The organism is Limosilactobacillus walteri (genome assembly GCF_014830205.1).
GTDB lineage: Bacteria > Bacillota > Bacilli > Lactobacillales > Lactobacillaceae > Limosilactobacillus > Limosilactobacillus walteri.
Genome location: NZ_QORN01000010.1, coordinates 1 through 17,980 on the forward strand (window position 1 = coordinate 1; position 17,980 = coordinate 17,980).

At 37.9% G+C, this 17,980-nt stretch carries 18 protein-coding genes; 15 read left to right on the plus strand and 3 right to left on the minus strand.

What is annotated here, in order from left to right:
- Positions 1 to 203: 203 nt before the first annotated feature.
- The 6 genes from DTK66_RS03185 (at position 204) to DTK66_RS03210 (ending at position 5,329) form a co-directional block, all read left to right on the plus strand.
- Positions 204 to 701 (plus strand): phosphatidylglycerophosphatase A family protein, encoded by a 498-nt coding sequence (locus DTK66_RS03185; RefSeq protein WP_153929825.1) that lies wholly within the window; start codon positions 204 to 206, stop codon positions 699 to 701.
- Positions 702 to 1,007: 306 nt separating this feature from the next.
- Positions 1,008 to 1,994 (plus strand): tryptophan ABC transporter substrate-binding protein, encoded by a 987-nt coding sequence (gene trpX, locus DTK66_RS03190; RefSeq protein WP_191667760.1) that lies wholly within the window; start codon positions 1,008 to 1,010, stop codon positions 1,992 to 1,994.
- Positions 1,995 to 2,462: 468 nt separating this feature from the next.
- Positions 2,463 to 2,942 carry a 23S rRNA (pseudouridine(1915)-N(3))-methyltransferase RlmH gene (gene rlmH, locus DTK66_RS03195; protein WP_153929823.1) on the plus strand — a complete coding sequence of 160 codons (480 nt, stop codon included), beginning with the start codon at positions 2,463 to 2,465 and terminating at the stop codon, positions 2,940 to 2,942.
- 167 nt (positions 2,943 to 3,109) lie between these two features.
- Positions 3,110 to 3,289: a hypothetical protein gene (locus tag DTK66_RS03200; protein WP_153929822.1), complete on the plus strand. Its 180-nt coding sequence runs from the start codon at positions 3,110 to 3,112 to the stop codon at positions 3,287 to 3,289.
- 113 nt (positions 3,290 to 3,402) lie between these two features.
- Complete coding sequence (locus DTK66_RS03205) at positions 3,403 to 3,939, plus strand: NADPH-dependent FMN reductase (protein WP_191667761.1); 537 nt, start codon at positions 3,403 to 3,405, stop codon at positions 3,937 to 3,939.
- 217 nt (positions 3,940 to 4,156) lie between these two features.
- Positions 4,157 to 5,329 carry an iron-containing alcohol dehydrogenase gene (locus tag DTK66_RS03210; RefSeq protein ID WP_153929820.1) on the plus strand — a complete coding sequence of 391 codons (1,173 nt, stop codon included), beginning with the start codon at positions 4,157 to 4,159 and terminating at the stop codon, positions 5,327 to 5,329.
- 223 nt (positions 5,330 to 5,552) lie between these two features.
- On the opposite strand, the gene DTK66_RS03215 is transcribed toward DTK66_RS03210, so the two are convergent.
- Both DTK66_RS03215 and DTK66_RS03220 read right to left on the minus strand, forming a co-directional pair.
- The gene (locus DTK66_RS03215; protein ID WP_191667762.1) at positions 5,553 to 6,329 is read right to left on the minus strand and encodes a VOC family protein; all 777 of its coding nucleotides are present in this window, start codon (positions 6,327 to 6,329) and stop codon (positions 5,553 to 5,555) included.
- 2 nt (positions 6,330 to 6,331) lie between these two features.
- Positions 6,332 to 7,144 carry a pyrroline-5-carboxylate reductase family protein gene (locus DTK66_RS03220; RefSeq protein WP_153929818.1) on the minus strand — a complete coding sequence of 271 codons (813 nt, stop codon included), beginning with the start codon at positions 7,142 to 7,144 and terminating at the stop codon, positions 6,332 to 6,334.
- A 301-nt stretch (positions 7,145 to 7,445) separates the two neighbouring features.
- On the opposite strand from DTK66_RS03220, the gene DTK66_RS03225 reads away from it, so the two are divergent.
- From DTK66_RS03225 to DTK66_RS03245, 5 genes are all read left to right on the plus strand, one after another.
- Positions 7,446 to 8,819, plus strand: coding sequence for an NAD-dependent succinate-semialdehyde dehydrogenase (locus DTK66_RS03225; protein ID WP_191667763.1), 1,374 nt, complete (start codon positions 7,446 to 7,448; stop codon positions 8,817 to 8,819).
- Between the two features lie 217 nt (positions 8,820 to 9,036).
- Positions 9,037 to 9,195, plus strand: a complete 159-nt coding sequence (locus DTK66_RS03230) for a hypothetical protein (RefSeq protein ID WP_191667764.1) — start codon at positions 9,037 to 9,039, stop codon at positions 9,193 to 9,195.
- Positions 9,196 to 9,313: 118 nt separating this feature from the next.
- Positions 9,314 to 10,396, plus strand: a complete 1,083-nt coding sequence (locus DTK66_RS03235) for an efflux RND transporter periplasmic adaptor subunit (RefSeq protein WP_153929816.1) — start codon at positions 9,314 to 9,316, stop codon at positions 10,394 to 10,396.
- Between the two features lies 1 nt (position 10,397).
- On the plus strand, positions 10,398 to 11,096 hold the full coding sequence (locus DTK66_RS03240) for an ABC transporter ATP-binding protein (RefSeq protein WP_153929815.1): 699 nt from the start codon (positions 10,398 to 10,400) through the stop codon (positions 11,094 to 11,096).
- Positions 11,083 to 12,318 carry an ABC transporter permease gene (locus DTK66_RS03245; protein WP_191667765.1) on the plus strand — a complete coding sequence of 412 codons (1,236 nt, stop codon included), beginning with the start codon at positions 11,083 to 11,085 and terminating at the stop codon, positions 12,316 to 12,318. The genes DTK66_RS03240 and DTK66_RS03245 overlap by 14 nt, the downstream gene beginning before the upstream one ends.
- A 235-nt stretch (positions 12,319 to 12,553) precedes the next feature.
- Here DTK66_RS03245 and DTK66_RS03250 read toward each other — a convergent pair whose 3' ends face one another.
- The gene (locus DTK66_RS03250; protein WP_191667766.1) at positions 12,554 to 13,876 is read right to left on the minus strand and encodes an Lreu_0056 family protein; all 1,323 of its coding nucleotides are present in this window, start codon (positions 13,874 to 13,876) and stop codon (positions 12,554 to 12,556) included.
- Between the two features lie 212 nt (positions 13,877 to 14,088).
- Here DTK66_RS03250 and DTK66_RS03255 point away from each other — a divergent pair, with 212 nt between their 5' ends.
- The 4 genes from DTK66_RS03255 to DTK66_RS03270 all read left to right on the plus strand — a co-directional run bounded on the left by DTK66_RS03255 (position 14,089) and on the right by DTK66_RS03270 (position 17,979).
- The gene (locus DTK66_RS03255; protein ID WP_191667797.1) at positions 14,089 to 14,733 is read left to right on the plus strand and encodes a RodZ family helix-turn-helix domain-containing protein; all 645 of its coding nucleotides are present in this window, start codon (positions 14,089 to 14,091) and stop codon (positions 14,731 to 14,733) included.
- A 104-nt stretch (positions 14,734 to 14,837) separates the two neighbouring features.
- Positions 14,838 to 16,232 (plus strand): L,D-transpeptidase family protein, encoded by a 1,395-nt coding sequence (locus DTK66_RS03260; RefSeq protein ID WP_191667767.1) that lies wholly within the window; start codon positions 14,838 to 14,840, stop codon positions 16,230 to 16,232.
- 305 nt (positions 16,233 to 16,537) lie between these two features.
- Entirely contained in the window at positions 16,538 to 16,669 is a 132-nt protein-coding gene (locus DTK66_RS03265; protein ID WP_153929809.1) for a bacteriocin, read from the plus strand.
- Entirely contained in the window at positions 16,666 to 17,979 is a 1,314-nt protein-coding gene (locus tag DTK66_RS03270) for a sensor histidine kinase (RefSeq protein WP_191667768.1), read from the plus strand. The genes DTK66_RS03265 and DTK66_RS03270 overlap by 4 nt, the downstream gene beginning before the upstream one ends.
- Position 17,980: the final 1 nt, after the last annotated feature.

Below are 17,980 nucleotides of genomic sequence, written 5' to 3' on the forward strand. Positions count from 1 at the left end.
TACCAGAAAGTGTATACCCATAATAATTAATCTAAAAGGGCGTAAAGACGAGATCATTTATGACTTTGTCTTTACGCCCTTTATATACTGTGTTGTAGCATTTCCAACTATATAGGTTAAAGTCTAAGTACCTTAGAAGCTTATTTCCTATGGGGAAAGAGCGTTATAATATTAACTATAAATGTAAAAGGATGGTGGGCAAAATGAATAATCCACGATTTAAGTATCCAGATACAAAGGCATATGAGTTTGTGGTACACCGATTAGAAGAACGAGGTGTCGATTTAAATGAGCTAGCTAAGATTGTGTATGAAACACAAAAGAGCTTTGAACCAGACTTGACCCTTGAGGCATGTCAGAAATATCTAATTGATACAATGCATAAGCGGGAACTATTAAATAGTGCAATGGTTGCACTGGAACTTGATCGTTTAACCGAGGAAGGGAAAGTTGCGGAACCTTTAGCAAGTATTATAAAGAATGACGCGGGAGTGTTTGGCGTTGATGAAACGCTTGCCCTGCAGATTGCTAATATCTATGGGACAATTGGAACAACTAACTTTGGCTACTTTGATCGAGTTAAAAGCGGGATTATTGCCAAATTTGATCATGATAACGTTCATGTAAATACATTTATTGATGATATTTTAGCGGCGATTGTTGCAGCCGTATGTGGAAAAATTGCTCACCAGTATGCCTGATTAAATAATTTTAATTGACTTTTAATATTTATTTAATTAAAATGAACATAATTCGTTTAGAGGAGTAAAGCAAATGAGTTACCAAAACTTACAATTAAATAATAGTTGGCAAAGCCGGTAACTCAGGGATAGCTGTTGTGCAGATATGACCTGAGTTAACTCACAGATCATATCTGTACCGGCTTCTTTATCGTGTACAAACAAAGCCTGTACAGATTTCACGTACGGGCTTTTTCCATTTTGCTGAGTAAATAATGGGGGTTCCGAACGTGGAACTCCTTTTTATTTTGAAAGGTGGAGATGGTGATGAAACGAATTATGGGATATATTATTGCAGGAATTATTATAATTGGAGGCTATTTTGGTCTTTTAAAACTTCATCAGCAGACGGCAAAGCCAACCGTGGGAATTTTAACAATGATGCATCACCCCGCGTTAGACCAAATTCAAAAGGGGGTTGTAGCCGGATTAGCAGAAGAAGGGTATCGAAACGGAAAAAATATCAAAATAGAATATCAGAATGCAAATGGTGATCAAGGAAACTTAAACACAATGGCGAATAAATTAGCAAATGACCATGCAAAAGTAATTGTGGGGATTACAACGCCAGCTTGTCAGGCGCTAGCCAATGCGACTAAGGATACTCCCATTATAATGGGCGGAATTGGCGATCCGATAGGTGCCGGTTTAATCAAGAATAAAAAACATCCTGAGGGAAATATTACAGGTGTGCATGATGTTAATCCTAGTGAACAACAGATTGCATTGATAAAGAAGTTCATGCCTAATATTAAAACGCTAGGTGTAATTTATACGTCGAGTGATACCTCAGCTGAAAGTCAATACCAAACAATGGTTAAAGCAGCTCGTGAGTTGCATATTAATTTAAAAACTTATACGATTGCTAATGCCAATGAGCTGAATCAGACTTCGCAGACGATGTTGAGTAAGGTTGATGCCGTTATTGTCCCTAGTGATAACACCATTGCTGGAGCGATGGGGATATTGGTAAAAAATGCGAACGCTGTGAATAAGCCTGTCTTTCCGAGTGCTGATACAATGGTAAAGGATGGTGGAGTAGCATCTATTAGTCTTAGCCAGTATGGACAAGGGAAAGCAGCTGGTAAAATGGCAGCCCGTATCTTAAAGGGTGAGAAACCTAGTCAAATGGCGATTGATGATTACCATCATGGCGAACCAATCCTTAATTTGAAACAAGCACATAAGTTGGGGATGAAGGTTCCAGCAGATTTTCAACGAGCAGCAGAACAGAATGGGACGATTATTAATTGATTTAAAGGTAAAATTCCGAATATTTCAAAAAGTTAAAGTTAGTAACATTCGCTAGGTAACGTTGTGTCGCATATTTACCACAGATCGTGTTGTAATTGGTTAGAAATACGTTAAAATAGTACTGTGAATTTGCTTGTGGATAAGTCGGTGGAAAACTTTTGCGCAATTTAAGAAAAATTTATAATTGTTGATATAACAGTAACAATTATTGTTCAAAAGTTATCCACAGGGGATGCGTTCAAATGTGGATAAGTGGATTTTTGAACGTTTTTAATTATCTAATCCCTTGCGCGCCAAAGGGTTATCGAAATGATGATGAACGATTGTTCCTGTAGATAACTGTGGATAAGTAAGTTTTAAGAAAACGCTTTTTTGAACAAAAAGTTGCCGAACATTCGGTAAACGTTAAACAATTTAAAATTTCCTGTGGATAAGTTTGTGGATAAACTGTGGAAGGTAGTGGATATCTTGAATATAAAAATTATTGGTGTGGGGAAGCTGAAAGAAAAATATTTTAAGGCAGGAATTGCCGAGTATGCTAAACGATTAGGACGCTATTGTAAGTTTGAAATCGTCGAAGTACCAGATGAAAAGGCGCCTGAATCTCTAAGTCAAGCTGAAATGGACGAAGTGATGGCAAAAGAAGGAGAACGAATTCTTGATAAAATCAAGGATCGTGAATATGTATATGCCTTAGCGATTAAAGGCAAGGAACGGACATCAGAAGAATTTGCCAAAGAAATCAATCAACTAACAACATATGGTCATAGTGATATTACTTTTGTGATTGGTGGTTCATTAGGATTAAGTCCGGCCGTTTTAAAGCGGGCAGATACACAAATTTCATTTGGGCGTTTTACTTTACCTCACCAATTAATGCGGTTGGTTTTAAGTGAACAAATCTATCGAGCTTTCACTATTATTAACGGCCTGCCATACCATAAGTAAAGAATTTCTTGGTTTTCGTTTAGAAATCCCCTTAAGATCAATGAAAATGTTATAGTGATTAGAAGGAAAAGATGTAATGATATGTTTTAAGGATTTGATTTAAGATAAGCAAAAGATGTTACCGAGTAATTTTACAATGGTTAGTAGTTATAGTAAGCCTATTTATTATGCAAGATATGGCAAATGCAAGTACAAAGAATAAAATATTACTGACATTACCTAATGAGGAAAGAATTGAGAATGATGAATTTGAACGCTATCAATTTCGGGCGAAACAACTGCGGACTTGGTGGCAGGTGAAGCGACCGAAATATAATGTTAATTGGTCCTTTTATCAAAAGAAATGAGGGTGCTGAAAATAATACAGGCCCTCGTTTTTTTGATATCGAAAAGAATCACTTTGTTATTACCTTTTCATAAAAACTATTAAAATAAGGGTATTAACAAGGAGGTCATTCGAATGAAAAAAGTTGGAATTATCGTTGGCAGTGTTCGGCCTAATCGACGGAGTATGCAAGTAGCTAGTTGGCTAAAAATACAACTTAAAGAGAGCGCGCAAGTTCAATTTGATATTATTGATTTAAAAAAAGTTGATTTACCAATGATGGATGAGCCACGGATTCCTTATTTAGGAATATACGCTCACAAAAAGACGCGTCAGTGGAGTGAATTAATTCAAAAATATGATGGATTCGTCTTTGTTTTTCCACAATATAATTGGGGTTACCCAGCTGTGCTAAAAAATGCTATTGATTACCTAGGTAAGGAATGGCAGGGAAAACCGGTTAGCATGGTAACTTTTGGAGGTCATGGCGGTTCTCAAGCGCAGGTTGCGATGAAGTTAGTGATTACTGGGCTGAAGATGCAACCATTACCGGTTAATATGCAGATTAGTATAATGCCGACTGATTCGACCGCGACAGTTGATCGAATTTTGAATACTTACAACCCGCAAGCGATTCTTATGCGGATAGCTTTTGACGAAGCACTTAAATAGCTTGTGATAAAATTAGCAATTTTTTGCGAAACAGAATGATAATATTGTTTCAATTTGTGAATATTATGACAAAGAACGCGAAATTGCGGTGGATTAGGCAATAATATCTCCTTAAATCAGGCAATAATTGATAAAAAATCAAAATGTTCCTATTGCAAAAGTTATACGGTTGCATGATAATGGTAACGTATTCAAATGCCATGAGGAGGGTATTTTAATGAATAGACAATTTGATTTCTTAATGCCAAGCGTGAACTTCTTTGGTCCTGGTGTTATTGCTAAAATTGGTGATCGTGCAAAAATGCTCAATATGCACAAACCATTAGTTGTTACTACTGAAGGTTTATCAAAAATTGATAATGGTCCGGTAAAGCAAACTCTTGCTGCATTGGAAAAGGCTGGCGTAGATTACGCAGTATTTACTGGTGTAGAACCTAACCCAAAGATCCGGAACGTTAAAGCCGGTAAGAAGATGTATGAAGATGAGAACTGTGACTCCATTATTACTGTTGGTGGGGGTTCTGCTCACGATTGTGGTAAGGGTATCGGTATTGTTTTGACTAACGGTGATGATATTTCCAAGCTTGCCGGAATTGAAACATTGGACAATCCTCTTCCACCACTTATGGCAGTCAACACTACTGCAGGTACTGGTTCAGAATTAACACGTCACGCAGTTATCACTAACGAAGAAACTCATTTGAAGTTTGTTGTCGTTTCATGGCGTAACATTCCATTGGTATCATTCAATGATCCAATGTTAATGCTTGATATTCCACAAGACATTACTGCTGCTACTGGTTGTGACGCCTTTGTTCAAGCTATCGAACCATATGTTTCAGTTGACCACAACCCTATCACAGATAGTCAATGTAAAGAAGCTATCCAATTAATCCAAACTGCTTTGCCAGAAGTTGTTGCTAATGGCCACAACGTTGAAGCACGGACTAAGATGGTCGAAGCTGAAATGCTTGCCGGAATGGCATTTAACAACGCTAACCTTGGTTACGTTCACGCCATGGCTCACCAACTTGGTGGTCAATATGATGCTCCTCACGGTGTTTGCTGTGCCTTGCTTTTGACTACTGTTGAAGAATATAACTTGATTGCATGCCCAGAACGGTTTGCAGAATTAGCTAAGGTAATGGGCTATGACACGACTGGCCTTACCCTTTACGAAGCTGCTCAAAAGTCAATCGATGGTATGCGTGAAATGTGCAAGCTTGTTGGTATTCCTTCATCAATCAAGGAAATTGGTGCTAAACCAGAAGACTTTGAAATGATGGCTAAGAATGCCCTCAAGGATGGTAATGCCTTCTCTAACCCACGTAAGGGTACTGTTGAAGATGTCGTTAAGCTTTACCAAAAGGCTTACGATGGCATTTACTAATAATTAATTGAAAAGTAGGCAGGTATAATCCTGTCTCTTTTTATATTCAAGCGTGAACTAGTTATAGGAAGCGCAAAGGGACTCTAGTGTTCGGATTTTCCGAACGCTAGAGTCCCTTTGTGTACTGCGCTGTAGCATTTTCAACTATATAGGGGACTTATGTCACAGACCTATTTACGTCCTATAGATTTTAACCAAAGAAATAAGTTTGTACTGCACTCCCTTATTCCTTATCAGTTAATTCAAACCGAATCTGCCCAAGCTGCAACTTTTCTGGAAGCTTGGCACCATGGAAGATCAGCTTGAATAAACGATTTTCTACCCCAGGCGTAAAGATTAGTTGCTTGTTGCCGATGTTGACAGTAAAGTTATCACCTTCACGTAAGACCTCCGCTTGAAGAATTGCTGACCATTGTTTAGCAGTTTCTTCAGGATCGCTTACGTTAAAGACAGCCTGTTTAACAAAGAGGTCACCAGCAGGGTGGAACTTGATTAATCCTTGTTTCTTCAAGTCTTCACGACGTTGATCATCATTTTCGTTCCATTGAATGAAGAATGGCGCTGGTAAATGGTTGGCTAACTCATCGTTAATATAGAAGATCTTCCATTGGACTAATTTACCAGCAGGATCAACCCGTTTGCCATCCGTAATTTCACCGACGTCAAGTCCTAATCCTTTTAAGCGGCGGTGAGTTGCTACAATATCATCTGTTCGAATAGCAATTGTAGTGATCCGTTGAATACCATCAAAATAATCTTCAACGGCATCATGAATTGCAGAATTATTTTGATAAGGAAAGGCCGCTGCTTTTTCTTTATCTGCAACTGTCAATAGTTCGATATAGTTTAGACCAAAGTAGTCAAGGGCATTTTTTGTTCCCCAGTATTCATGTTTACCACCGGGAGCAAATGCTAAGCCCTTAGCATTAAAATAGTCAATTGCGTCTTGAAGATCAGTCACATCGACCATGGTGTGATCCCAATTTAATGTTTCTACCATTATTAATCACCTGTATTCTCTTTGCCTAGTTCTTTTGTGCGTTTAACAGCAGCAAGGACGGCATTCTCAATTCCGGCTGCAAATGAACTCTTATCTAATTCATGTTGAGCGGTAATCCCAACACCGCCTGCTGAGTTATTGATGTCGAGAAGTTCTGCTGGATGTTTGCCACTTTGCTCAACAAAGACCGCGGCGGCTTTCAAGTTTTCTAACGCTAGCTTATTTGCTTGTTCACGGGGCATGCCAGCAAGGACTCCTGCATTTGTGAAGCTAATCAAGAAATTATAGATATAGTTTGGTCCAGCCACCCCATATCCAGTAAATACATCTAGTAAGGATTCATCAATGTAGTCAACTTTTCCAAAACTATTAAGAAATTCTTCAATAACAGCTTGATTTGCACGATCGTTTTTTACTACTCCGCTATACCCCATTGCGATATCAGTTAATGTGTTAGGGATAATGCGTGTAATTGCAAAAAGATCATCAGATGAAGAAAGCTGGTTAACAGTTACCCCGGCAACAATTGAAAGAACATCTTTTTGATAATGATGGGCAACTAGTTCTTTCATGATTTCTTGCCAATTATCTTGCGGACGTACGCCAAGGATTACAAGATCAGCGGCTTGAACAGCCGACCAATCTGGTTCTTGACTAACATTAAAGTGATATTGGGCTGTAAGGTAATCTACCCGTGTCGTGGAAATATCAGTAATTCCAGTTTCGGCGGCTGTGATTACCTTCTTTTTTAATGCCGCTCGTAACATTGCTTCAACCATTTGACCGCCACCGAAGGCATAAATTTTGATTGCCATTGAAAAAACATCCTTTCTACATGTATCTAAATCAATCCTAGCTTATTTCGGCATGAGACGCTAACTAAAAGCCTTTTTAGCAAAATTTTAAATTCACTAATTGGTCTAGTTGAAATTTGTGATCAAGGATAAATTGTTGTTATAACGTAATATTTAATACATTTATCTTCCCCATTAGTAATTATTGTTATGTAATGAACTATTCATTAAATAGTGTTTAAAATTATTTTAGGGATATCAGTTGAATTGGTCTATAAATTAGTTATAAAATGTAAGCGCTTAGAAAAAAGGAGGAACATGTATGGCGTATCAAACAATTAATCCATATACCAATGAAATTGAAAAAACTTTTGAAAACACAACTGACGAAGAATTAGAACAAACATTATTAACTGCCCATCAATTATATTTAGATTGGCGCAGAGATAATAATTTAGAAGAACGAAAACGCGTAATTCTACGCCTTGGACAACTCTTACGTGCACGACGAACAGAATACGCTACGATAATGACCCGTGATATGGGAAAGCTGATTGGCGAAGCAGAAGGGGAAGTTGACCTTTGTGCTTCTTTCTGTGACTATTATGTTGCTCACGCGGATGAATTTTTAGCGCCAGATATTATTGCAACAACAACTGGTCGAGCAAAAGTTCTTAAGCAGTCGTTGGGAGTTTTAGTTGCAGTGGAACCATGGAATTTCCCATTCTATCAAATTGCCCGCGTCTTCATTCCCAACTTTATTGTTGGCAATCCGATGATCCTTAAAGATGCATCCAACTGCCCCGCATCAGCTCAAGCATTTGCCGAGGCTGTTAAAGAGGCTGGTGCGCCCGCTGGAAGCTTGACGAATCTCTTTATTTCGTATGACCAAGTAAATAAGGCAATTGCTGACAAACGGGTTGCCGGTGTTTGCCTGACTGGTTCTGAACGAGGCGGGGCAACGGTTGCCCAGGAAGCAGGTAGCAATCTAAAAAAGAATACAATGGAGCTAGGTGGAAATGACGCCTTTATTATATTAGCCGATGCTGACTGGGACCTTGTAAAAAAGGTTGCTCCAGCAGCACGTCTTTACAATGCGGGGCAAGTATGTACATCGTCAAAGCGATTTATCGTTCTTGAAAAAGATTATGATCGTTTCCTTAAAATGATGAAAGATGCGTTTTCTAAGGTTAAGATGGGCGACCCGTTAGATCCGTTGACCACGCTGGCACCATTATCTTCAAAGAAAGCTAAGGAAAAATTACAAGCCCAGGTTGACCTAGCAGTTAAAAATGGGGCAAAGGTATATTACGGTAATAAACCGGTTGATTTAGCAGGCCAATTCTTTATGCCGACAATTTTAACTGATATTACACCAAACAACCCAATCTTTGATACAGAAATGTTTGGACCAGTTGCTTCGGTTTATAAGGTTAAATCGGAAGAAGAAGCAATTGCGCTGGCTAATAATTCTAGTTACGGATTAGGAAATACAGTGTTTAGTAAAGACTACGCCCATGCTGAACGAGTAGCAGCCAAGATTGAATCTGGAATGAGTTGGATTAATGCTGGATGGGCATCGTTGCCAGAATTACCATTCGGGGGAGTAAAGAACTCTGGTTATGGTCGTGAACTAAGCAGTTATGGGATTGACGAATTTATGAATAAGCATTTAATTTATGAAGCACGGCAATAAAATAGGAAAGAGACTGAGTTAATGAAGTGTCTGGCAGTAGAAGATGGCATTTCGTTTTCAGTCTCTTTTTTATTTCCCAGGAAATAGGATTAATTTGCTATATTAAATATTTGGTAGCGGCAATGCTAGGATTATTAGCTTGGAAAGTGATTAATCTTGTTATACGATTTTTACATCTTATCGTGAGTAAGATTAATATTTAGGGGGTAGCGATAAAGTGGTAAAAAATCTTTTAAGAGATCCAGCAACTTATTTGATAATATTGTGCGTTTTATTAAGTGTTGGTGCGGGATATGCAAAACACTATGATGTAATGGTTATTTGGGGCAGTTGGGCTGGATTCTACATTTATAAGTTCTTTATTAAAGAGAGATAATCATTAATCAGATGTTAAAAATTTTTAGATTTCTTCTTGCAATTATATCTGACCACTTATATACTTGATTGCATAAGTAACTAACCATAAAATGATTATTATTTGGAGGAATTCACACATGACTGCGAAAAGAAACAGCCAGCGGAAGCCACGAATGCGGCGACTATTTGCGACTCGTCGCCGGCGATGGATTGCAATAGGGGGAATTGTTGTCCTTTTGTTGCTTATTATGATTGCGGTTCGTCATAATAATGCTCAAAAAGCGGCAGAGAAACATAAATATAACATCTTGAAAGTGACTCGCCAAGCGGACTTTAACCTTACTGGGAAAATTGAGCCAGTGCAGACCCAGACTTTAACCCTCCCATCGGGAAAACTACAAAATTTAAACGTTAAAAATGGTGATCATGTTGCGCAAGGAGAAGCGATTCTGACAATGCATAATGATAATACTCAAGATAGCGTGACTGAATTACAGGGTGACTTGAGTAAGAGTCAACGAACAATGAATTCGCAACAGCAGACGATTAATAACTTGCGCCAACAGTTAAATGGGATGAGTCAAGGAGATGAAGGTTATAGTGACCTTCAGAATCAACTTAATGAGGCACAGAATGCTTATGCCGATGCACAGGCGAGTGTCGCAACAACCCAACAGCGTCTTAATACTGCATCAAGTAAGGTTAATCAAACCCTCACGGCGCCGTTTGCCGGCTATGTAACGGTTGATCAGGCAAAGGAAGGCGAACCGGTAGTGACACTGTACTCGGACACGCTCCAATTTGTCGGTCAGGTGTCAGAGTATGATTATAGCAAGCTCCATCAAAGTACAAATTTAAAGGTTAAAGCTTTGGCCACTAATCGGACAGCCAACACGCAAGTTAGCTATTTAGCAACAATTCCAACGAAAAATTCTGGCAATAATACTAAATATGAAGTAACCGCCAATGTAAATGCTAATAAGTTTATGGCTGGTCAAACTGCGAAGGCTGCCGTTAAGCAAGACGGGGTTCAGATTCCGAAGTCTGCAGTTCGCCATGGAAAAGTATTTGTTGTTGATGCAAACAACCGGGTACGAGAAACTGAGGTTAGTGGTCGGGCAGTTAACAGCTCATATATTGTCACGGACGGTGTCGATGCGGGAGATCGAATTGTTACTAATCCGAACAGTAAGCTAAAAGATAACGAAAAGGTTGATTAAAATGATCACACTAAAGAATATCAACAAGTATTACCGCCAAGGAGATCACCGCTTCCATGTTCTTCATGATATTAATATTAATATTGCGCAAGGTGAGCTTGTTGCTATTATTGGGGAATCTGGTTCGGGAAAATCAACTCTTATTAATATCATTGGTTTTCTTGATGATGATTTTGAAGGGACATATTTTTACCAAAACCACCCTATTCACGACTATACACGGAAGCAATTTTCAAGCCTGCGAAACCAAAATGTCGGCTTTGTTTTTCAAAACTTTAAACTTTTACGGGAATCAACTGTGGCAGATAATGTGGCATTGCCATTATTGTACGCGGGCAAACGCCGTAAAGAGATTGGCACGCGGGTGTCGGAAGTCCTTAAGCAAGTTGGCTTAGCTGGTTATGAAAATCAACTCCCGAAAAATATGTCAGGGGGACAACAACAACGAGTATCTATTGCCCGGGCAATATCAACGCATCCCAAGTTCTTGATTGCGGATGAACCAACGGGAGCGTTAGATACAGAAACAAGCCAAGAAATCATGAATCTCTTTAAACACCTTAACCGAGAAGAGGGGACTACGATTATCATGGTAACCCACGACCCGCATGTAGCAGAACAATGTGACCGCGTAATCAAAATTATTGATGGCCGCGTTGTTAGTGATAGTAAGGATGGTGAACGGAATGCAAATAATTGAGCTATTTAAATCCGCCATTCAATCCTTAAAGGCAAATAAAAAGCGGAGTTTCCTCACGATCATTGGAATTATGATTGGTATTGCGGCCGTAATCGCTATTCTTGGAATCGGGGATGGGATTACTAAAACGATGTATGATAAATTTGGTAACAATGCTAAGCAAGGTCAGCAAACAACCGAAATTGCCTATAATCCTGATAATGTTAATTCGACGGTCAATGGCTTTACGCAAGAGCAACTGACTGATATTAACACTCAATTTGGTGGCGAAATTAAGAATGCCGAAATTGAACAGGAGTCTGATAATATTTCAACACATGCTGATATTGGCGATACGACTAAAAATGTAACATTGAGTTTGCTGAAAAAGCCAACGCATCGTGTAAGTTTAGTAGCTGGAAAGAATTTTACTAAAAATGATCTGGAAATCGGTGAAGCTAATGCACTGATGAGTGAAAAGGTTGCTAAACGGCAATATGGCTCGGCGCAAAATGCTATCGGGACAACTGTAACAGCGAATAATGTGACTTATACGGTTACGGGCGTGTATAAGTCGCAGGAACAATTTACCGATGATGGAAATCAAAATTCCTACGGCGTTGACTTATTATTGCCTAAGTCGGTGTACTACCAAGGTGATAGTGCTAAAGAAGGTAATACACTTAAGTTAACCTTTAGTCAGGGAACCAACGCGAGTGCAATTTCGCGCAAGGTCGCTAAATACCTAAAAAAGAATAGTCCTGCTGCGACCCAAGGGAGTTACCAATACTTAGATATGGAAAAGGCCCTTAAACAATTCTCATCACAAATGAGCATTATTACGACTTTCATTAGTTTTATTGCCGCAATTTCTCTTTTTATTGCCGGAATCGGTGTTATGAATATGATGTATATTTCAGTATCAGAACGGACGCAAGAAATCGGGATTCGGCTTGCGGTAGGAGCAACGCCATTTAATATTATGATGCAGTTTCTAGTTGAAGCAGTAATCCTAACGTTAACAGGTGGATTGCTGGGGTTCCTTTGCGGGGCTGGTTTAGCTCATCTCTTAGCACCATTATTATCAAGTGCGATTGGTGGCGGTGGTATTCATATTCATGCTCATATATCCTTGGATGCCTTCCTGCTTGCTTTTGGAACTTCAGCCGCGGTTGGCTTGGTATTTGGAATATTACCAGCACGCCAAGCAGCTAATAAGAATTTAATTGATATCTTAAGATAGATAAAATATAGCTAACCGAAAAAACACAAATAGGGCTCCAGAGATCGAATTTTTTCGACCTTTGGAGCCCTATTGCGTACAGTGCTAATCTAAAGTAATTGTGTTATAGAGAAAAAATTAAATCAAAGATTATCTCAAAAAGAAATAAAAATGTATTTTTAATTTGTTTAATCATAATCACTTTCCATTGAATTTCTTTACACATAGTAACACATAATTATCGATTATACTTAGTCTATTTCTTCAATGATTGTGCAGTTTCATTAACTAGATTTTGTTCAGTGCTGTTAGCATAGAATTCGTTGACTAATGCACTAATTTCATATGTGTTTTTGTTCATTGTCCGGTCGTTATCGTTAAGCGTCCAGACTGTTACGGTCTTCTTTCCTTGGTTTACTCGGAAAAGCAGGGTACTATCAGCGGTTCCTTCGCCAAGGATAAAGCGAGAATGATTTTTGTTCATTGTTAATTGCAAACCTTGGTTACTGCCAAGACGGTCGATACCATATGCTTTGGCATAAACGAGGGCCGCAATCTTGTAGTAAGAGATGGTTTCTTTACCTTGAGAAGAAGGAACTGTAATCTTCTTGCTAGCAGTTTTGGCGACTTGTTTGTTTTCCTTAGCAGTTGGCCGGGCACTAGTGATTGTAGGATCTGCCGTTGCTGTTTTCGCAGCAGAACTAGTTTGTGTTGTTTGACTGCTTGTGGAAGCAGAATTAGCATTAGCTTGGCTGGTTGCGCTGCTGCTTGAATTTGATTGTGTACTTGGTTGACCATCGGGGTTAAAGCCGAGAGAACTTAATGAAACGGTGGAAGTTGTGTATTGTTGTTTAGCGGCAGGCGTATTAGCGTTAGAAACCGGGCGCCAAACAGTCATCGTCTTACCATCACTGTTGATCTTGTAATAAATAGTATTACTGAAACTACCACGGCCAATACCCATTCGACCGTTACTGTCTTTGAATACATTTAAGTTTGGATTTTGGTAGGCCGTCCCATAGTAGCGGTTATAGAGTTGCAGCCCTAAGTCATCGATTACTTGACCATCTTGCAGTAGTTGGTGAACATTGGTGTTACTAGAACTAGCAGTGTTGCCCGCCTGACTACTTTGAGTTGGTGTTGCTGATGGCGTATTCTTGATTGATGAAATTGCGTGGTTGATTGTGGCCTTTTGGGCAGAAGTCTGATTTTCGGACTTTTGGAGGCTTGAAATCGGCACCGTCTTCTTGGTATATCCTTGCTTATATGTGGGGGTATTCGGGTCGCCCTTGATTTGCCAAATAGTAACAGTGCCATCATTGTTAATCTTAAAGAAAGCGGTGCTATCAGCTGTTCCCTGGCCAATTCCGTAGCGTCCGTTACTATCTTTAAAGACGCTAATACTGTGGGCGTCATTTACATAATTTTGTCCATACGCATTGGCATAAATAAGGGAACCAACTTCATTAACATCGTTTGTATTATTATTGCTATGCTGTGCAGCGTTGACATTAGTTTCAGCAAATGATAATCCGGCGACTACGGCTAATGCCGCGCTAAATAGTTTAACTCTTCTCATGTTAAACCCCTCCAAAAATTTAATCATCGATATTATAAGCCTATTTCATTAAATGAAAACGCTTCTTTACTATTTCTTTACTTTTTAGTAAAATATTTGGCGGAATATGACGAATTCTGCAAAAATCGTTACGAATCTTGCAAATTGACCCACTAAGAAAAATATTAGGTATACTACAAGGATAAAAGTAATTATTGAGGAGTATTAGAGTTATGAAAAATAGGGGCAAATTAATCATTGTTTCATTATTAGTTGTAATTATCGTGGTATGTGGCGGATATATGCTCTTAAGACCAGCATCATCCAAGGATGTGGCAGCAGACAAACCAACGAAGACGGAGACGTTAAGTACAAGCAGTTCTAAGAAACATCATCAGGAAGCTAAGAAAAACAGTTCGTCCGACGAGGCGGATAATGATAGTGCAACTGCGGGGGATGATAATGATGAAACTGCTAATTCATCAGCACCGAACAGTGCAGGTACTACCCAATCGGCGCAAAACAACAATAACGCAGGTACAGCGCAAACAGTGGCTGCTAATAATAATCAAACCCAAAATGCAGCACCGACTTATCACAAAAGTAATGGCGTATCAGCAGTAAAGCAAACCAACCGTCAGAAGGCATCACAAAAGACGACATCAGCAGCACGGACCCAGCAACCAGTAACAGTCCAAGATGGGATGAATTTTAGTTACCGGGCTGCCCAAAAAGCGGGAGTAATTGACAGTAAAACATCCGCTGAAGAATTTTATAAAAATGCCAAAGAAGGCAACGGCTATGTAACCTATAATGGTAAAACTGTTTACTATAAAGCAAATGGTAATGGACAGTATCAGGTTACGAATGTAAAATAATGATGAAGAAAATGGTGTTTTAACTTCCATAAAAAATCCCTACTACTGTTTTTACAAGTGTGTAGGGCATTTCTATATTTAAATTATTAAGTTGGAGTACTTTTATGCGGAATTTATCTATTAAACAACTGATAATAATCATCCTGTGCTTGTTAGTGCTAGTAGTAGGCTGCATGACAATTCACCAGCATCGTCATTTTAATAAAAACGTTAGTATCGATAACGTGGCAGTTGGTGGTTTAACTGCTAAACAAGCTTTGAAAAAATTACAAGATAATCCTCGATCACCAAAAGTATATATAAATAGTGATTTAGTATATGCAGAAAAGCAACCAGTTGCAAAGTTTAGTAAAGCTGATGAACAAAAGGTAAAAAATGCATTACGCAGTCAATATACATTCTTTCCATCGGCTAAAGAAAAGAATATTTTAATTAAACCACAAAATTTTAATCAAAATATGATTCCTCAGATTGACCAGGCAATTAATCAAAAGGTGATTGAGTTAAATAATGGTCGAAAAGCTCCAATTGATGCTTATGCTGTATATGAAAATGGCGGTGTACAGGTTAAGCAAGCAGTTGGTGGAACCCAATATAGCGTAGATGGATTGCATAAAAAGCTTGAAAAAGAAGTTGTTAATGGAACCGTTAAGTTGAAACCAGTATATAAAGCTCCGCTTTCAGCAAATAGTAAAACTGTTCAAAATGAAAAAGCAAAGCTTGAAGAAATATCGAAGCGGACGGTAATATACCAAGTACAGGATAAGAAATATCGGTTAAATTGTGCTGACATTGTTACTAGAGCTACATACCAAGACGGTAAATATCATTTTGATACAGCTGCAGCTGATTCAAAGATTGATGAAATAAATAATAAGCAAGCAACCCTTGGTAAAGCCTTTGAATTTAAAACTCATAGTGGGTCGGTGATTAAAACAACGGATGCTGGATCGTATGGATGGAAAATTAGTAAAAAGCAAGCAGGTAAAACTCTTGTTAATGCATTAGTCGAAAATAAACAGAAAGTAAATGCAAAGGACGACATTTACGGTAAAGGCTATAACCAGCATGGAACAGGATATGATACCACGGCTAATAATGGAATAGGCGGTACTTATGCCGAAGTTTCGATAGCTGATCAGCATGCTTGGTTTTATAAAGATGGCAAATGTGTCCTTAGTACTGATATTGTTAGCGGAACAAATAATAAAGATAATGAAACACCAAAAGGTGTTTGGTACATTATGTACCAACAAACGCCATCGGTTCTTCGTGGATTAAATGATGATGGTTCAAAGTACGCTAGTAAGGTACAATACTGGTCACCATTTACAGATAGTGGATGTGGTTTCCATGATGCAAGCTGGCGCCATGATTGGTCAAAACATGCCTATATGGCTAAAGGTGGCGGATCGCATGGATGTATTAATATGCACCCAGATATCGCTGGACAAGCGTTTCATGATTTACAGAAAAACGAACCTGTAATTATCTATTAAAGGAGAATATATTATGCGCCCAAGTGCTGAACGCTCAATAATGATTGCAGTTGTTTGTTTCATATTAACAATTATTATTTCATTCGCCTTGTCTGAGGGATGGATAAAGTAGGAATTTAACGATGGATTTAGAAGAGAAGAAAAATTTGGTAATTATTAACCTATTTTATGTAGGATTAGTTTTGTTGTATTGCATTTTGCATGCAGGGCCACTAAATTTGATGGTATTCATTGTCATGTTAATCTTAGCTAATGTTACTGGAATTTTGATTAAATAAGTAATTATTATTTGATGGAGGATAATTATGTTAAAGAAATCATATAAAGTTTTATCAGAGAAAGAATTATCTAAAGTATTAGGTGGTTGGGGCTATTCACTAGCTTTTAAAAGCCCACGCTCATGGGAAAGAGCAGTTTTAAAATGGATTAAAAGATGATTGAATTAACTGTGAGACAAGGATTAGCATCATCTATATCAAATATTGTTGAAATTATTTTAATTTACCGATTGATAACAAAAAATTTATCGTTGAAATTAATAATAACTGACTTTTTAGCTATTTTGATGATGATATTCTTATCAGCAATATTTATGATGCTAGGATCGTTCTATCCAGTACTTATAGTATTTTATTTGTGGTTAGTTGACAGAATAAAATCTAACCCCTATATAGCTATAAATAGTATTCTTGCGATGTGTACTAGTATCATAATGTCATCGTTATTCGATTTAGTAGATCATTATACTTATACATTTTTTATACAAGGAAAGGCACATATATCACTTTTAGGCTGGTTAATTCCATTGAATGATTGTGTTTTAACTTTTATTGTGGGTGTATTTGTAATTAAGATTATTTGTCCTAAAATCAAATGGTTCTATATTAAATTTCCCAATCCTATTCAATTATGGGAAATAACTGCTATCTATTTTATACTTTATATTTGGTTAACTGTTATTGCAGAAGAAGAAGAAATTGCTGATAGGTACGCTTCATTACTGTTAATCATGTATTTTATAATCATAATAGTGTCTGTTACTGGTTTTCTTACTTTTGTGAAAAATAATGAGCGGACTCAATACCAACAACGATTAATTGATAGTTACCAATCACAAATTGCAAGTGCTCATAAAATAAACAAACAATACGATGAAATCCGACGTGAGCGTCATGATATGCGTAATATGCTCCTTAGTGTTCAAGGGTATATTCGTGATCATAAAGATAAAGAAGCAGAGGATATATTATCGACGTTTCTTCAAAATGACACGGCCGAGAAACACTATGATGAAGTTGATCATGCGTTAGATAAAATAAAAATTTCAGGTTTGCATAATTTGATTAAGGAAAAAGCTTACAAAATAGTAGAAAAGGGTATTCCTTTCTCATTTGAGGTTAATACTGAAATTGATAAATTACCGGGGTCAGAAATAAAGACTGCGCGAATTATTGGAATTTTAATGGATAATGCAATTGAAGCAACCCTAAGACAAGCTAAACCGTATATCCAATTTGCACTAATTAAACATAGTGAACAGGTATATGAGTTGGTGGTTGCTAATTCGTTAGCGGATAAAATTAATATTAATGTGGCCATGAAATTTGAACATTCAACTAAGGGAGGACATCAAGGAATTGGCCTTTCAAATGTAACGCAACTAGTTGAAAATGATGACCATTATTCTTTTTCTGCAGAAGTGAAAGATAAGGTAATTATTATGACTTGTTTTATTCAAGGAAAGTGAG

Coding starts and splice junctions, on each gene's coding strand:
- DTK66_RS03185 (WP_153929825.1), top strand. CDS start 204: ATGAATAATCCACGATTTAAGTATCCAGATACAAAGGCATATGAGTTT.
- trpX (WP_191667760.1), top strand. CDS start 1,008: ATGAAACGAATTATGGGATATATTATTGCAGGAATTATTATAATTGGA.
- DTK66_RS03200 (WP_153929822.1), top strand. CDS start 3,110: ATGCAAGATATGGCAAATGCAAGTACAAAGAATAAAATATTACTGACA.
- DTK66_RS03205 (WP_191667761.1), top strand. CDS start 3,403: ATGAAAAAAGTTGGAATTATCGTTGGCAGTGTTCGGCCTAATCGACGG.
- DTK66_RS03210 (WP_153929820.1), top strand. CDS start 4,157: ATGAATAGACAATTTGATTTCTTAATGCCAAGCGTGAACTTCTTTGGT.
- DTK66_RS03215 (WP_191667762.1), bottom strand. CDS start 6,329: ATGGTAGAAACATTAAATTGGGATCACACCATGGTCGATGTGACTGAT.
- DTK66_RS03220 (WP_153929818.1), bottom strand. CDS start 7,144: ATGGCAATCAAAATTTATGCCTTCGGTGGCGGTCAAATGGTTGAAGCA.
- DTK66_RS03225 (WP_191667763.1), top strand. CDS start 7,446: ATGGCGTATCAAACAATTAATCCATATACCAATGAAATTGAAAAAACT.
- DTK66_RS03235 (WP_153929816.1), top strand. CDS start 9,314: ATGACTGCGAAAAGAAACAGCCAGCGGAAGCCACGAATGCGGCGACTA.
- DTK66_RS03240 (WP_153929815.1), top strand. CDS start 10,398: ATGATCACACTAAAGAATATCAACAAGTATTACCGCCAAGGAGATCAC.
- DTK66_RS03245 (WP_191667765.1), top strand. CDS start 11,083: ATGCAAATAATTGAGCTATTTAAATCCGCCATTCAATCCTTAAAGGCA.
- DTK66_RS03250 (WP_191667766.1), bottom strand. CDS start 13,876: ATGAGAAGAGTTAAACTATTTAGCGCGGCATTAGCCGTAGTCGCCGGA.
- DTK66_RS03255 (WP_191667797.1), top strand. CDS start 14,089: ATGAAAAATAGGGGCAAATTAATCATTGTTTCATTATTAGTTGTAATT.
- DTK66_RS03260 (WP_191667767.1), top strand. CDS start 14,838: ATGCGGAATTTATCTATTAAACAACTGATAATAATCATCCTGTGCTTG.
- DTK66_RS03265 (WP_153929809.1), top strand. CDS start 16,538: ATGTTAAAGAAATCATATAAAGTTTTATCAGAGAAAGAATTATCTAAA.
- DTK66_RS03270 (WP_191667768.1), top strand. CDS start 16,666: ATGATTGAATTAACTGTGAGACAAGGATTAGCATCATCTATATCAAAT.